Raw genomic sequence first — 15,621 nt, forward strand, 5'->3', positions numbered from 1 at the left:
CGATCTCTCCACCGTTGCGTACCTCGCCTAGAGTTTCTTCGTTTGTTCGATTGGTCGATTGGACGATTGGTCGATTGGTCGATTGGACGTTTGGACGATTGGAAGATTGGACGATTGGACGTTGGACGTTGGACGTTGGACGTTGGGACGTTGGGACGTTGGGGGGGGCCGAAAGTCTTGGCGACTTCCGCTACTTTCTCTGTGGGTGAACGATGTTCCCTACGGTTGGGGGTGATAGAATTTTGGGATGGACAGGCAACACAAACAGCGACTGAAACGTCTTGATCCTGAGTCTTATCGCGGGCTTGCTTGGGTCCACTGGACGATGACGATCGAAGGTCGTCGAACAGGTTGGTTGGAACCACGTTTCTTGTATAAGTTCCGTGAAGTCCTCGCCCATGCAATGTTTCGTTACCAATTCGCGTGCCCCATTTTCTGTTTGATGCCAGACCATGCCCATCTGTTGTGGTGCGGTTTGAGTGAAAGTGCTGACCAACGTCTCGCGATGAAGACGGTTCGAAACGATTTGAACTCCTGCTTGAAGCGAATTGGTTTCCAGTTTCAGCGGCAGCCTTACGATCATGTGCTGCGTGAATCAGAGTGCGAGTGTTCGGCAATCGAAGACGTCGCGGAGTACATCGCTCGCAACCCCGAACGGAAAGGGCTTGCGCCGGTCGATGGGTTTGCAGGTTATATCTATACCGGATGCCTGATTCCTGGTTATCCCAACGTCCGATTGTTTGAGCTGGATAGTTGGGAGATCCTTTGGCGAACTCTCTCGTTCTTAAAGCGTACCGAGTGTTTTCGCCGCAATGACCCAAAGTACGCACCGAAAACGTAGCGGAACTCGCCAAGAGTTTCGGCGATGTCGTAGCGGAAGTCGCCAAGAGTTTCGGCGATTGGGCTCCGGCCGAAAGTCTTGGCGACTTCCGCTACGGTCTTGGCGAACTTCTAGCGAGCCACAAATTCGCGGAAGGCTGCGTTCAGCTTTTGGGTCATCGGACCGGGTTTGCCGTCGCCGATGACTCGGCCATCGAGTTTGACCGCGGGAATGACTTCGGCGGCGCTGCCGGTCAGGAAGCATTCATCGGCGACAAAGATGTCGTGACGGGTCATCGCTTCTTCAGCCACTTCGATCCCGTTTTCGCGAGCCAAGTCGATCACCGTGTTACGGGTGATGCCTTCCAGGATTCCCGCATCAATCGGCGGTGTGATCAACCGCCCGCCGCGAACGATGAAAATGTTGTCGCCGGTGCACTCGGCGACTTCGCCTTTGGTGTTCAACATCACCGCTTCGATGCATCCAGCCCGGATGGCTTCGATTTTCGCCATGATGTTGTTGAGGTAGTTCAGCGACTTCACGCGGGGGCTGAGCGCGGCCGGGTGATTGCGGATCGTGGAGGCTGTGATCAGATCCAAACCCTCGGTGTAGAACTTTTCGGGGTACAGCGAGATCGTGTCCGCGATGATGATCACTTGTGGGTCTTCGCAGGAAAACGGGTTGAGCCCCAACTGGTTGCCCCCGCGCGTGACGACCAAGCGGATGTAGCCTTCGGTCAGGTTGTTCTTCGCAACGGTCTCGTTCACTGCTGTGGTCAACGCACCGATCTCGATGGGAATGTCCAGCATGATCGCACGAGCGCTCTCGTACAGCCGAGTCATGTGATCTTCGAGTGCGAAGACTTTGCCCGAGTAGATTCGCATGCCTTCGAATACGCCGTCGCCGTACAGCAGTCCGTGATCGTAGACGCTGATCTTGGCGTCTTCGCGAGAGAAGTATTCACCGTTGATGTAGATGGCTTGGGTCATGCCCGGAAACTCAGAAATTGAAAGGTGCGATGGATGTTGGACGGCGACGAATCAGGGATGAGACGTATCAGGGATGATCTGTCAGGCAGTGGTTTCTCAATCGACGGATCCATTCGTGACCGCGCCGACCACTTCCGCATCAAAATAGTTGATGGACATGCCCGCATCGACCACGATCGATTGAGCGGTGATTCCGCTGCTGCGTGGTGACAGCAGAAACGCAGCGGTGGAGGCGACTTCGTTCGTCGTCACCGCTTCCCCGCGAGGAATGACTTTTTCCGCATACAGGTACGAGTCAACATAGCCAGGGATGCCCGCCGAGGCACTCGTTTTCAGCAAGCCTGCCGCGACCGCATTGAAGCGGACTTGGCTGAACCGGCTAAACGATTTGGTCAGGAAGGCAAGCGATGATTCGAGGGCGGCTTTGATCGGCGCCATGAAGCCGTAGCTTTCGCTGGCCATTCGCGTGGTGCTGATTCCGATCGTGACCACGCTGGCATCACTGGCCAATCGGTCTTTGACGGCGTTGCAGACCGCGACCAAAGAAAAGGCGGAGATGTCGATTGCTTGCAGGAATTGGCGCCGCGTCGTTTCATGGAACGGGCGAATGCCATCGCTGTAGTCCGCAAAGGCAATTGCGTGCACCAATCCGGCGAGCGTCACATTGTCTCGTTCGAGTTCGGCGGCCATCGCATCGATCTCGGATTGTTGCTCGACATCGCAAACGATCAGGCGGCGACCGGCCAGCAGTTTCGCCAGGCTGTCGCGGCGAGCTTCACTGCGAACGGCGTAGATCACTTCTCCGCCGGCCTGTTCGATTTGCTTGGCAATCGCAAACGCGACGCTTTTTTTGTTGGCGACTCCCATCACCAGGAATGTCTTGCCGGTCATCCCCAGGAAGTTGAACGCGGTGCTGTTTTCGGTGTTCACGATTTTGCATCCGCGTCAGGGGCTGGGCTGGGCTGAGTCTCGGTGACGCTGCAAGCGAACTCCAGACGCGTGGTGACTTTTCCGTTGAGCAGCATTTTGCCGCTCAGGAAAAACGCGTTGGAAAGTTGCTCTTTGAGCGTCACGTGAATATCGACGGTGTCGCCGGGACGCACCATGTTTTTGAACTTCACGCTGTCCATGCGTGTCGCCACGGGCACGAAATCACCGACGGCCGGTGTGTGTTCGGACAGCAGGATCGCACCGGCTTGGAGGCAGCATTCGCACTGAATCACACCGGGAACGATCGGGTAATCAGGGAAATGCCCCTGCACAAAGAACTCGTCGGCCGAGAACGTTTTGCGGGCGTGAAGCGTGTTTTCAGTGATTTCCACCACCTCGTCCAGCAACAGCATGGGCGAGCGGTGGGGGATTTTGGCCTCGATTTCTTCGGGGCCAAGATGCCGAGCGTCGGTGGAATCGTTTGGTGCGTTCATCCCCGTATCAAACGCCATTTTTGGGGCGATCGTCAAGGCCGGCGGAAGAGGGTTTGTTCGCGTTCGTGGAGGAACGTCCCCATAGCGTGCGATGATCGGCAATACCGAGCCAATCGTGAATCGTGCCGACCGGGATGTAAGTGGGGATTGTGACGCAAAAGGTTCGCGTGCATCGCACCGGATGGGACCGTCGTGGAGGTGGGGGAGCCTCGCTGACCGGCTTTCGATTTCACAACCCGACGCGTGAGCGAGGGACCCACAGGCTCGTTGCAATGGCGCGCGATCCCTCGCTCACGCTTCGGGTTTCCATTTCGACGGGCTTGGAAGCCCATCGTACGGAGACACTTGCCTCAGCCCAGCGGCATCAGCTTCGAGCGAACCTTGTCAGGCAAGCTTTCCAGCCAGCGTTGACGCGTCGCGTCGTCGTTCCAAGCCATCAGCCCGATTGCGATCGCCAGCAGCAATGCGACAAACGGTGAAAGCAGCAGACTGACCGGAAGCAGCGACAGGACCACAAGAGTCACGTCCAACTGGTAGCCGCAGCCGATCATGGCCAGCCACACGCCAGTCATCACGACCCCGTGGGAACACATCGTTGCGATCACTGCTCCCTGCAATCCCAGAATCGGCAGCAACCATGCGTTCAGAGCTAGGTTACTTATCAATCCCGCGGCCATCGCGATCGGGATCCACTTTCCTTTTTCGACCGTCCAAAGGTAGTTTTGGCCGACGGTCACGAGGGCCGCCCACGTGCAGAAGCACAACGCCATCGGCATCAGTGTCATGCCGTCGGTGTAGCGGCCTTGCAGGAGAACGTTGAAAATCCAAGGCCCCAGCAAAATCGCCACCGCACTGCCGCTGGTGAACACGATCGAAACTGCCAGCAACGCGTCTCGTAGTCGTGTCTGCACTGCTTCAAAGCGTTTGGCTTCCCAGTCCGCTGACAAATACGGCAGCATCACACCGCCGATCATCGTTCCCAGGCTGAGCAACAGCATGGGGATGATCCGCCCCGAGTGATACTGTCCCACTGCGGCTTGTCCTGCGATCTCCGCCGGCATCGCTTCGGTCGCCGGGATGAAGTGGAGGATCATGTAGCGATCCGACAGCTCAAACAGATTGCCGATCAGATTCATCAGCCAGAGCGCTGTTGCGTACGGCGCGAGTCGGCGAATCATGTCCCACAAACCAAAGGGAAGGTCATTGTCAGGTGATGGGACTTCGGTGTCTTGAGGGAGATTGGTGGTTGCGTTGTCAGCGTCCGAGATTTGTTGTGCGGATTCCCACGAACGAATGAGTGACCAGAGACCAGGAATCGCGGCGATCAGGCACGATGCAGCGAACATCCACACGACGCCGGTGAACGACCCGTCGACGGCCAGCCAGGCGACGCTCAGCAGCGTGAAGCCGACGCCCTGCATGAACTGCATGCATGAGACCATCCGGACTTGTCGCAACGACCCGTTGAGGTCGCTGACAAAGTTGTAAGCGATCATGCCAACCACGGCTCCAGCGACTCCGTAGATCAGCCGATTGTCTTGCGGTTGCAAGAAAACGATCCAGCCAAACCAGTCGGGCACCCACAACATGGTTGTGACGAAGACCGTGGTGCAGGTCAGGGTTCCAATCGCGACTCGACGCACGAACGGTGTCAGCGAACGTTTGAGACGAAAGTGTTCTGTGAATCGTGGCAACACGCCGGGGATCCCCAGCAACATCACCGGGGTGATCAACGTGATGAATCCGAACGCCATCGACCAACGCCCGACATCGGTATCGTCCATCAATCGGCAGAACGCCATCCCGCGAATGAAGCCAATACCTCGGCCGAGGACTGTCATCGCCAGCATCACGATCATGCCGATCGCCAGCGAGTCGACTCGAAAGGCCGCGCGGGTGGTGGTGGGTTGAGTGGCTGAGTCGGCGGTCGACATCGGCAATGAGCTTCGGTAATCAGTTGGACGAATGCAGATGACGCGAGCGGAGCAGATTCGCGTGGACGCTGTCTTGAAAGGTGTGGTTTCGAAAGCGTGGCTCGCTGATGGGTGGCACCATGTTCACTTCGTTGGCGAACCAGCAAGATCGTCGAATCTCGTGGGCCACGATTCCGATTGAAACGGTCGTGGCGATTTTTTTACTGTGAAACGTTGACTCGATCTCTGTGTGTGCTATCGTGATAGCACACAGGTTCGGGGTGGCCTCTGCTACCTCGGACTCCTCCTTCGGAGATGCTCATGTTCTTTTCCATTGATGCGGCCAGCGACGTGCCGATCTACGAGCAGATCGTTCGTCAGGTCAAGCTGGCTGTTGCCGACGGCACGCTGGTGGGAGGTCAAATGCTTCCCAGTGTTCGTCAGCTTTCCCGCGACATCGCGCTCAATCCCAACACGATCGCGCGGGCTTATCGCGAACTGCAAACCCAAGAGATTCTCAAGCCGCTGCGTGGTCGCGGGATGGTGGTCCGCCGCGATGCGATGGAAGCCTGCACGTCGGCCCGCGATGACTTGGTCGGGGACGGTGTTCGCCGTGCATTGGCCGATGCGATTGCTGGCGGGATGTCGCCCGATCAATTGCGGTCGCTCTTTGAAGCCGAGCTTTCACGATTGAGTGCAGCCCCGGCGAAGTCCAACTCGGACGAACCCAACCTTGAATCTGTTTCTTCCTCCAACGACGAGCCGAGCCATGAATGAACTGGATTCCATCGGGCGTGAGCCGATGACACGGGAAGCCGCTGACATCGTTTCGGATCGCCCTGCGTATGATTCGCACCGGGGACAACCAAGCGTTGAACCAGGGGGCATCATTCAAGTCGACCGAGTCAGCAAGCGGTTTCGAAACACGGTCGCTTTGGACAACGTCAGTTTGCGTGTTCCGGCGGGGACGGTGTTCGCTTTGTTAGGTGAGAACGGTGCGGGCAAGACAACGTTGATTCGAATCTTGACCGGCTTTCAAAAGCCGGATTCGGGAACGGCATCGATCCTGGGACATGACTGCGGCCAGCACTCCGAGGAGATCAGGCGAAAGATCGGCTACGTGTCGGACTCGCCGGCGCTGTATGAGTGGATGACTCCGCCGGAGATTGGGTGGTTCGTCAGTGCATTTTACGAGGATGGTTTTATCCCCAGGTATCGAGACTTGATCGAAGAGTTTCAGGTGCCTCCGGCGACGAAGATCAAATCGATGAGCAAAGGCCAACGAGCCAAAGTCGCGCTGGCTCTCGCGACGGCTCATGATCCGGAACTGTTGATCTTGGATGAACCGACCAGCGGTTTGGATCCGATGGTCCGTCGTCAGTTCTTGGAATCGATGGTCGACCGTGCCGCTGCGGGGCGAACAGTTTTGCTGTCAAGTCATCATATCAATGAAGTCGAGCGAGTCGCAGACATGGTGGCGATGATTCATGGCGGCCAAGTCAGATTGGTTCAGTCGATGAACGACTTGAAATTGCATACTCGAATCGTGACAGCGACGATGGACGACGCTCACGTCGAGTCACCGGAGTTGCCGGGGCGTGTGCTGAGCGAAACCAACAACGGTCGTCAAAGACGCTGGGTGATCACGGATTGGAACGACGCCGGGGAACTGCACTGGGGACCTGATGACGGTGTGCGCCAATTCCATGTCAGCGTGCCAACGCTCGAAGAGGTCTTCATTGCAGTATGCGGTCAGTCGCTTCGGGATGAGCCATCGTCATTCGATCGTCGTCAGGAGGTGAATGATGGCCACTTCGCTTGATGCTTTGGCTTACCCGGCCGTTTCGCGTCCACGATCAGCGTATCAGCATTTGGTTTGGAAAGATTTTCGGATGCTGCAACCGCTGTTGTTGGCGGGTGTCATCGGCACGGCAGCGTTGTTCTTCCTGGCGGTCCTTCGTGCCGCGATCGATCCGGTCTCGGATCCGAGCCTGACGACACTTTCCGTGTTATGGGTGCTGTTACCCAACTTGGTGGCACTCGGGATTCCGCCGATCTCGCTGGGCACGGAGAACGAAGAGCGAACCCTGGATTGGTTGCGGACGTTGCCGGTGACATGGTGGCAAGTGTTGTTGTCCAAGTTGTTGGTCGGGTTCGCCGCCTGGGTGCTGGCGGTCTTGGTTGCCACTGTCTGTTTTGTAGTTTCTTGGGTGGTGTTGCGGGGAGAGTGGGACTGGGGCGAGATCGGACGGATCTCCGGTTCGGAATCGATCTTTGAGCTGATGGTTTACGGAGTGGGCTTGCTGATCTGTGGCTGGATCGCAGCGTTGATCGTTCGCAATCCGGTCGGTTCGGTGATGTTGGTGATCCCGTTGATCGTGGGTCTGACCTTGTTGTGGAACTACTCGATCGCCGGATTGGTGAGCACACATTTCCATCATGGAGCCACGTTCTTGGAGGCGACCGCTGGTCAGCGTGTTGCCATTTTGTGTTTTGCTGTGGTTTGTCTCGTTGCACTGGGGGCCGTGATCGCCGGTTTGGCTCGCCATCGCCTGGCCGGTGCGAGTGATCACCGTTGGCAGGCTCCAGCGGTGGTCTCGACTTCGGCTTGGCAACCAAGCGTGGTGCAAGTGGCTTGGCATGCCAAACCGCGTCCGTTTCGTGCGTTGCTTTGGCAACAGGTTCGGCAGACTCGTCTGGTCATTGGTGTCGCGTTCTCGTTTGCCCTGTTCGCGCTATTATCGATTTGGACGGATGGAAATCATGGTTTTCATGATCTGTTGCTTGTCCTCGGATGGCCGGCCGCTCATCTGATGCTAGGAGTCGCGGTTTTTCACGGCGATCGTCGGGGGATGCGGCAAGGGTTCTTCGCCGACCGTGGGTGGCCACCCAACCTGATTTGGTTGACTCGGTTGATACCCACCGCCTTGGCATCATTGTGTCTGATACTGGTGTTTCCGTTTGTTTCTGGCCTCGATTTGTATCTCGGGATGCACTACGGAACTGGAACCTTGTGGCAGGCCTTTGGGTTCAGCGTGGTCGTCCAGACCCTGTTGTTCTTGATCGGTGTATTGACAGGCCAATGGGGCCGCCGACCGTCACTGGCGTTCTTCGGTGCACCCGTGGTGGCTCTGCTGTGGATGCTGCCCGCGTTTGGGCTGCTCGCGTTCTACGGAGGTTACACCGGGTTGCTGTGGCTGGCGGCCGGGGTGTTGCTGTTCGCAACTCAGCGTTTGACGCCTTTTGTAATGGAAGGTGTGTCCTCCGCTGCCGTGTGGGGACGAGGGCTGGCGTATTGCATGCTGGCTTTGGGGGTGATTTGCCTGTGTCTGTTCACTCATCGCTGGTGGACGACGCCGCCAGAAATGCCTGCGTGGCGAAAAGAGATGCTGGCAATCGTTCAGGAGCCGGTTACGCCTGAAGTCATCGAGTCCACGATCGGAGTGTTGCCAGGGACTCGGAGCATCGATTTGAATGCGGATGTGTATTCCCTCGATCGGTTCGACGAAGGCATGAAGAAGATCATGCTGCAAACGGAATTTCCAAATGTGGGCACCGCAGACGCAGGCAAGATGCAATTCACTATCCGTTTGGATCCGAGCATCAATTGGACCGGTTCGGCGAGGGTCGAAGCCATATACGGCAACCAACCGGAACGATTTCGCGACCGGGCGCTCGCACTGGAGAAGGAGTTGGGGCCTGTGAAGATGATGGGCGAGTCGGTCTCGCAATCAGAGTTGTACAGTTGGTGCGTGAGCACACCTATTTCAATGAAGTCGGGCACCCGTACATTTCGTAGTGATGGAAGCTATTTCTATGCAGGTCAGTACCATCCTTTCGATTGGCGACCGCTTCGCCGCAAAGCTCTTGAGGTTGCTGCGAAGTGGTCAACACTATCTCGGGAGCAAGCACCGAAGTTTGGTGCGTTGGGGGAATTGCTTGAGAACGCTGAAACCAATGAGTGGATCGTGATCGCTGGCTTGAGGCAGATTGCCTACGATCAAAACTTGTTCAGTGATCGGCCTCTCCCGCAGGGTGAAGAGGATCGAATGGATCGTGAGGTGTTTGTGCGAGTGGTCGATCAACTGGCCAGCGAGGACCTGCGTCGTGAGAGTCGCCAACGATGTCTGATCGCCGAATGGCAACGTTTTCAGACGGGAGACTGGAGCGGCTGGTTCGACGATGAGCTGGGAAACGAGAAGTCGTTCCTGGAAGCTCGGTTGTCCGACCCGCTGTATCGTTTGGGGATCGAGCAAACGCGGTTTGAACGGAAACTGGATGTCGCGGTTCGCAACACCCTGAATCAGCTGGAAGATGGCTTGCCCAAGTGGGACGATCCCGAGCTGACTAAGCAACGGCTGCTTTGGGGTGAGCTGTTGAAGGACCGTCGCAACGGCGAAAACTCGCTCGGTCACCAAGAAGTCGCATCACCGCCTCGAGCTCCTGTTTTCTATCGAGAGCAAGACCTGATGATCGACGAGCTGCGTGAGATGGCAGATCGCTTGCGAGGGCCGCAGCGAAGCAACGTAGGCCAGGTTTCACCTGGCACTCGCGCCGATGCTTTGTCACAAAGCGAGGTGAGTCACAATTTGGTTCTCGAGTTCGAACGAGTACCGTCCAATCACCCCGCCAGGTAGGACCTGGCCTACGGGGGAGATGAGTTTGCCGAGAATGGCGGCGACACTCAGCGTTGGCTCTTCTTCTTCGACGCGACCGACGTGGGGCTGTCTTCGGGCAGCAGTTCCTCGGACATTTTGGCTCGGTATTCCATCATGCTGCCAGGCCCTTGGAAACCGACGACGGATTCGTCCCAATTCAGTTCTTTGCTGAGCAAGAAGCCGTTGTCAACATCGAAACGTAGCGTTCCGTTGCTGAGTTGCTGGATGACTTGTGCCCGCAAGGATTCTTCTTCGATCGGAGTCAACGTTTCGCTTTTCACGCTCAGTGTTGCGACACCGGCTTTGACTTTTTTGAGTGTGTAGAGTTGACGGATCTTAATCTTCTTGACAAACCCATCTTCGGTGCGGGCTTGGATTTCGGACGGGACGGCCCATGACTCACCGATTTTGATCGGCTTGTCGGGCAGTGCCAGCGCGAGCGTGCCCATCCCCAAAGTCGATTTGGAACCCGCATGATCTTCGCGGCGAACCTCTTGGCCTTGTTGGTTGATCGTGACCGTGGCCAGTGGAGTTCCGATCTGCGAGGCGACCACGCTGAAAATTTTGGGTGGTTCTTCGCCACCGGTGCTGTCCCAGCGGACTTCTTCGGCGTCGCCATTTTGTTGCGTCATGGCAACGGACACGATCGAGTGATCGAAGGTCATTTCGGCGTCACTCGCTTCGGCGACCTTCCAAGCTCGAGTGCTGGTCGTATGAACATTCGCGATTTCTTCGGAACCGTTGATCCGAGTCTTCGTTTTTGCGATGTGCGTGACTTGGTAACGCAGCGTTTGCCCAGGTTGAAGGGAGTGTTTCAGAGTGTAGGTTTCGCCGGATGCATCTTCGGATGCCTCGATAACCGATTGTTCGGTTGCATTTCCAATGGAATAAGGGACCAAAACGCTCTGTGTTCCCAGGCAGGCCAGTCCAATCAAAGCGAGACGACGGGACGTGGGAGGAATTCGCAGCAACATCGCGGTGGGCTCCAGTCAGAGAGTATTCCGTGAAAAGGGATCAACAGTGTTCGCCGATACCAAATGCTGGAGTTCGTCGCCAGTGGAATCCTTCGCAGCCGACGGCGACAAGTTTCGGTGCGAGTGAAATTGCGATGAAGATGAGCTGGTGCTTTTTGTGAAGGTTCTTCGGTGTGTCAGATTTAACCTTGATGAGACTCCAGGCCATGCGACAAGGGGGCCAGCGCAAGGATCCCTCTTTGGGTTCTTGTCTCATCCCCATGCACGGTCCCCATTGCCATGTTCATCAACTGCCCCAACCGAAATTCAACCCTGCGAATGCACTCGATTGATTCGCGGAGCCGCGCTGCATTCACATTGATCGAGATGTTGGTTGCGATATCGATCATTGGTGTGTTGGCCGCGTTGTTACTTCCTGCTGTTTCAAAAGCACGTGAAGTCGCACGGGCGGCCCAGTGTCAAAACAACCTCAAGCAATTCGGGGTTGGGCTGACCGGACGTACCGTGAGCGCACCCAACGGTGAGTTTTGTTCAGGTGCGTTCGACTTTCGTCGTGATGGTGTGCCCAGCGAAGTTGGTTGGGTGGCGGATCTGGTCGGACGCGGTTTTTTGGTCGGTGAAATGCGGTGCACCAGCACTTCGGCTCAGACCAGCAGCGCCATCGAGCACCTGCTCTCAGACAACGAATCAGATTGGGCAAGCAATGATTGCGTCAATCAACTCGGAAGCGAGGAGTACACCAATGAAATGGGCACGGTTATCCGAAACGTCGCCCGTTTGATCGAGGCCTCGCCTGCGGATCGCGCCGAGCACATCGAACGAAAGATGCTGGAAGACGGCTACAACACCAACTACGCCGCATCGTGGTTCCTGGTCCGTAGCGACGTGATCTTGGACCAGAATGGTCGACCCAAGCCCAAGGATTCTTCTTGCTCCGCCAATGATCTTCGGTCACTCAATGTCACTCGAGGTCCATTGACCACTCGCTTGTTAGATACTGCCAAGGCACCTAGCAGCACGGTTCCGCTTCTTTGTGACGCTTCTCCCATCGGCCAGCTTTCCAGCGACGTTGGCGAATTGGCGTCTGGAACGCCGTATGTGACTTCCATCATTGGTGAGCCAATCTTGTGTAAGGAGGATGATCCCAATTATCTCGAAGAGCCCGTGATTGCTGCGAGCACACCACGAGAAGGCGTTTCTGGTTGGTTGCGGATCTGGAACTATGACACGCGTCAGGATTACCGCGGGATGTCGAGCCATCACAGTGGCGTTTGCCATGTTTTGATGGCGGACGGAAGTGTTCGAGGCCTCTATGACTCAAATGGAGACGGCTTCATCAACAACGGGTTTCCGAAGGATAGCAACTTCTGGGCGGATGCTGAGATTGAAGCGGGTGACCTCGAACTCGCAAGCTATTACTCGCTTCACAGCAAAGGCGAAGAACTCTAAGCAGTCTAGGATGCTTCTCAGGTCTCATCGGCAAGTCGCTATATCGTCGAAACAGATGTCATCAACAGACTGTTCGCGATCACAGTGAAAATCATGTGTTTGTTTGCTGTTGAAATGTTCAGGGACTGACAGGGTTGATTGACTCAATTGCGAAGTTTGTGAGTAGCGAATGTGAAAGGTTTGTGAGTGCAACTAGTGAAGCCTGTTGACGTGAGAAGAGTGTTGTAGAACACCACCCATGTGAATGTGTTGTTGGCCACCGAGTTGGTTGAAGTGGTCGAAAGGCAACCGAATTGGATCGAACGAAAGGAGGTTCACCCTAGCCAGTGGCACATGCCATGGCGACTGAAAGAAGATGATTGGCGTGATCGCAATCACGCGATGGAATTGAATCTTGGAAGAGAGTCTCTCCACCAGGTTTCGTTCCGAAGAAAGAAGGAGTCGGTGACGCTTGATCAGCCCAGGTTTGCTGGAACAAACGTCGGCATTTGACGATCAAACGCCACCAAACTCGCCACACCCCATTTTAACACAAGGTCGAAGCCGATCGGCTTTCGACCACTGAATTCTCAGGAAAGATAATGAAGTCACCATTTCGAAAGTCAGGTTTCACTCTGATTGAATTGTTGGTCGTGATCGCGATCATCGCTCTGTTGGCAGCCTTGTTGTTGCCAGCCATCACCAAGGCTCGCGAAGCTGCCCGTGCAGCCCAGTGCCAAGCCAATTTAAAGAACATCGGCATCGGTCTGTTCAAGTACAGCAACCGTGCACCATCCGGTTCTTTCTGCAGCGGAGCGTCGGATTTTCGTCGCGATGGTTGCATGGACGAATACGGTTGGGTTGCTGACCTCGTCAATGTCGGCGACGGCAACATGAACGAGTCGTTGGACCCTTCGAACCCTTTGAAGGGCTCGGAAAAACTGAATGACTTGTACGGGAAAGACACCACGGACGCCAAGGATGCCGCACCACTGGCACGCCTGAGTGCTGGCCAGTGTGGCAAAGCAGACTGGCAGGGCGTTTCGGGCGATGGAAGTTCCACCACCTTTGGCGGAACGGCACCAGAAACCGCTGTCCGTGCCGAGTTGATTGCTCGCTACTTTTTGACCAACGGTTACAACACGAACTACGCCGCTTCTTGGCACTTGGTCCGTGGAATGGTCAAAACCGAAGCTGATCCAGCCACCGGCGAATTGACCACTTGGTCCGGCGGTGGATTCAAGGGTTTGGGCGGATCGACTGGTCCAATGAGCGTCGCCGACTTGGAGCGAAGCCGTATCAGCAGCAGCAACGTTGGCTTCATCGGTTGTGCCGCACCTGGTGACGTCGACGAAGCGATTTTGGCCGCGACTCTTGGTTACGATGGGACCGGCGTTTGGGGAACTGCACTGAATCAAACCGAAGCTGTCGAGTACATCGCCAGTGGCTCGTTGTTGACTGAAGCGTTCAATGACGGACCTGCTTACTGGAATCCGACCGCAGGAAACTTGGACTTGATTGGCAGCAACGAAACCCTGCTCGCGCAAATCGGTTGTGAGCGTGGCGAACCCACCACTGCCGGTTGTGCTGCCCCAACCGGCCCAGGCGGCAACGGTGTTTACTTGCAAGACACCCGCGACTGGTACGCCGTTCACGCTGGTAGCTGCAACATTCTGATGGGCGACGGTCACGTTGAAGTCTTCGCCGACAGCAACGCGGACGGATTCTTGAATCCTGGTTTCCCCGTCACCGGTTTGACCGAAGCTGAGATCTCTGGTGTTGGCTACGCCGACGACAAGTTGGAAATGCCTCGCGACAAGTTCTTCGCCGGTATCTTCATCAACGATGGCTACTTCAAAGGCAACTTTGAGTGATCCATTTCGGGTTTGAACAATCCGATTCTTAAGTTGGAACCATGAGGAGTTCCATCCATTCAAGCCGCGGCATCTTTTAATGGATGCCGTGGCCGTTTGACGCAAGATTTCCCCGCGAATGAACGCGAATTCTGGAAGTTCGGGGGCGCAGGTGACAGGAATTGGCTCCCGGTTTCGTTAGTACTCTTTTGATTCGAAGAATGGTTTGCGATGAGCATCACAGGGAAATTTTTGCTTGTGGGGATCCTGCTGGTTTCTATTCTGGGTGGCCTTTCGACGGGATTAGCGACCATCGTGACGTACGCTCCGTATGGCGTCTCCAAGACCGAACGCGCTGATTACGAGAAGAAGGTTTCGTTGATCAAACGCGAAGAGGCCCTGCGAAAAGAGGCCCAGTCGATGGGATTGCCGCAAGCGGTTTTGCCATCCACTCGGTACGACTTCGGGCTGGTGGATCCACACACAACCGCGTCGCATGCATTCGAAATCTGGAATCATGGGGCTGGGCCACTGACGATTGACGTTGCAGAGACAACCTGCAAATGCACTGTTGGAAGTGCACAGAAGGGAACACTGGCACCGGGCGAAAAAACGAGTGTCACGCTGACGTGGAACACAGGTCAGAAATCCGAACAATATGAACAAGCCGCGCGGGTCATAACCAACGATCCGACCCGGGAAGTGATCGATCTAACGGTCACCGGAGTGGTCAAGGCAAAGCTGTTTGTGCCTGCTCAAGGCGTTTTTCATTCGGGTGATGTGGGCGGAACCGTTGAGTCAACTTTGTTGATCTACAGCCAACAGCATGACGAGATCGCAGTTGTCAGTGCCGAGTCCGATTTGGTTGGATTCGATTGGGAATCATGTGTCGTCCCGTCCGGGTCGCAGCCGTCTTTGGCAGAACAGCAGCCGACCGTGATCAACCAGGTCAAAGTCCGGTGTCGAGCTTTGAAGCCAGGCCGTTTTCAGGGCGAAGTGAAATTGCATCTGCTGGTGGATGGCGAGTCAGAGGTGATTGAAAAAACTGTCGAGCTGACAGGCCGTGTGCACGCGCCTATCAGCTTCCACTCGCCGATGCTTCATTCGCGAGATGGACTTGAGCTGGGAACACTTGGGAACGATCAAGAGCATCAGTTTCATCTGATCGTTCGCAAGCATTTCGAAGAAGAACGTGCTCTCAGCGTTCTGGATGTCCGGCCGGAATCGCTCGATGTGTCCATCGAACCCACCAGTCGTTCAGGCAATTACCGACTGACCATTCGCATTCCAAAGGGGATGCCGTCCACGATCTTCAATTTGGATCAGAAACAAGGTTATGTCCAAGTCGGCGATCCCAACAACGAAGACTTTTCGAATTGGTTCCCTTTGATCGGAGCGGTGGTGGCGAACGATGAGTGATAACACTTCAGGAAGTGGAATCGTCTTGCGACCAGTTGGTCATCGCACCGTCGTCGGGAAGGTGGTGTCGCTCGTGTTGGGATGCCAATTGTTGTGCTGCGGCGGTTGCGGCCCCAGCAAAGAAGAGTTGATGATGCGGGCGG

The 15,621-nt window shown here is 55.9% G+C and carries 12 protein-coding genes and 2 pseudogenes; 9 read left to right on the forward strand and 5 right to left on the reverse strand.

Going from position 1 to position 15,621, the window contains the following annotated elements; all coding sequences use genetic code 11:
- Together ACF8AM_RS14640 and ACF8AM_RS14645 are read left to right on the forward strand one after the other, a co-directional pair.
- Nucleotides 1-209, forward strand: a 209-nt coding sequence (locus tag ACF8AM_RS14640) for a hypothetical protein (protein ID WP_392556348.1), incomplete at its 5' end; no start/stop codon positions are given.
- Nucleotides 210-247: 38 nt separating this feature from the next.
- Complete coding sequence (locus ACF8AM_RS14645) at nucleotides 248-841, forward strand: hypothetical protein (protein ID WP_392556349.1); 594 nt, start codon at nucleotides 248-250, stop codon at nucleotides 839-841.
- A gap of 110 nt (nucleotides 842-951) precedes the next feature.
- Here the strand turns inward: ACF8AM_RS14645 and ilvE are convergent, their stop codons facing one another.
- From ilvE to ACF8AM_RS14665, 4 genes are all read right to left on the reverse strand, one after another.
- Nucleotides 952-1,809: a branched-chain-amino-acid transaminase gene (gene ilvE / locus ACF8AM_RS14650; RefSeq protein WP_392556350.1), complete on the reverse strand. Its 858-nt coding sequence runs from the start codon at nucleotides 1,807-1,809 to the stop codon at nucleotides 952-954.
- A 96-nt stretch (nucleotides 1,810-1,905) separates the two neighbouring features.
- A complete protein-coding gene (locus ACF8AM_RS14655; RefSeq protein WP_392556359.1) occupies nucleotides 1,906-2,676 on the reverse strand; it encodes an SDR family oxidoreductase in 771 nt (256 codons plus the stop codon).
- A gap of 59 nt (nucleotides 2,677-2,735) precedes the next feature.
- On the reverse strand, nucleotides 2,736-3,251 hold the full coding sequence (locus ACF8AM_RS14660; protein WP_392556351.1) for a 3-hydroxyacyl-ACP dehydratase FabZ family protein: 516 nt from the start codon (nucleotides 3,249-3,251) through the stop codon (nucleotides 2,736-2,738).
- Between the two features lie 332 nt (nucleotides 3,252-3,583).
- Nucleotides 3,584-5,167, reverse strand: coding sequence for a lipopolysaccharide biosynthesis protein (locus tag ACF8AM_RS14665; RefSeq protein WP_392556352.1), 1,584 nt, complete (start codon nucleotides 5,165-5,167; stop codon nucleotides 3,584-3,586).
- A 300-nt stretch (nucleotides 5,168-5,467) separates the two neighbouring features.
- Between ACF8AM_RS14665 and ACF8AM_RS14670 the strand changes: the two genes are divergently transcribed.
- The 4 genes and pseudogenes from ACF8AM_RS14670 to ACF8AM_RS14685 all read left to right on the forward strand — a co-directional run.
- Nucleotides 5,468-5,923 (forward strand): GntR family transcriptional regulator, encoded by a 456-nt coding sequence (locus ACF8AM_RS14670; protein ID WP_392556353.1) that lies wholly within the window; start codon nucleotides 5,468-5,470, stop codon nucleotides 5,921-5,923.
- On the forward strand, nucleotides 5,916-6,968 hold the full coding sequence (locus ACF8AM_RS14675) for an ABC transporter ATP-binding protein (RefSeq protein ID WP_392556354.1): 1,053 nt from the start codon (nucleotides 5,916-5,918) through the stop codon (nucleotides 6,966-6,968). The genes ACF8AM_RS14670 and ACF8AM_RS14675 overlap by 8 nt, the downstream gene beginning before the upstream one ends.
- A pseudogene (locus tag ACF8AM_RS14680) lies at nucleotides 6,952-9,660 on the forward strand (ABC transporter permease); the annotation flags it as partial. The gene ACF8AM_RS14675 and the pseudogene ACF8AM_RS14680, both read left to right, overlap by 17 nt.
- Nucleotides 9,661-9,722: 62 nt before the next feature.
- Nucleotides 9,723-9,806: pseudogene (locus tag ACF8AM_RS14685) on the forward strand (hypothetical protein); the annotation flags it as partial.
- A gap of 24 nt (nucleotides 9,807-9,830) precedes the next feature.
- Here ACF8AM_RS14685 and ACF8AM_RS14690 read toward each other — a convergent pair.
- Nucleotides 9,831-10,778 carry a DUF6263 family protein gene (locus ACF8AM_RS14690; RefSeq protein WP_392556355.1) on the reverse strand — a complete coding sequence of 316 codons (948 nt, stop codon included), beginning with the start codon at nucleotides 10,776-10,778 and terminating at the stop codon, nucleotides 9,831-9,833.
- A gap of 318 nt (nucleotides 10,779-11,096) precedes the next feature.
- On the opposite strand from ACF8AM_RS14690, the gene ACF8AM_RS14695 reads away from it, so the two are divergent.
- The 3 genes from ACF8AM_RS14695 (at nucleotide 11,097) to ACF8AM_RS14705 (ending at nucleotide 15,478) form a co-directional block, all read left to right on the forward strand.
- Complete coding sequence (locus ACF8AM_RS14695; RefSeq protein WP_392556356.1) at nucleotides 11,097-12,227, forward strand: DUF1559 domain-containing protein; 1,131 nt, start codon at nucleotides 11,097-11,099, stop codon at nucleotides 12,225-12,227.
- Nucleotides 12,228-12,808: 581 nt separating this feature from the next.
- Nucleotides 12,809-14,080 carry a DUF1559 domain-containing protein gene (locus tag ACF8AM_RS14700; RefSeq protein ID WP_392556357.1) on the forward strand — a complete coding sequence of 424 codons (1,272 nt, stop codon included), beginning with the start codon at nucleotides 12,809-12,811 and terminating at the stop codon, nucleotides 14,078-14,080.
- Nucleotides 14,081-14,374: 294 nt separating this feature from the next.
- The gene (locus ACF8AM_RS14705; RefSeq protein ID WP_392556358.1) at nucleotides 14,375-15,478 is read left to right on the forward strand and encodes a DUF1573 domain-containing protein; all 1,104 of its coding nucleotides are present in this window, start codon (nucleotides 14,375-14,377) and stop codon (nucleotides 15,476-15,478) included.
- The last annotated feature ends 143 nt before the right edge of the window (nucleotides 15,479-15,621 follow it).

This window comes from Rhodopirellula sp. JB055 (assembly GCF_043100905.1).
Taxonomy (GTDB): Bacteria; Planctomycetota; Planctomycetia; order Pirellulales; family Pirellulaceae; genus Rhodopirellula.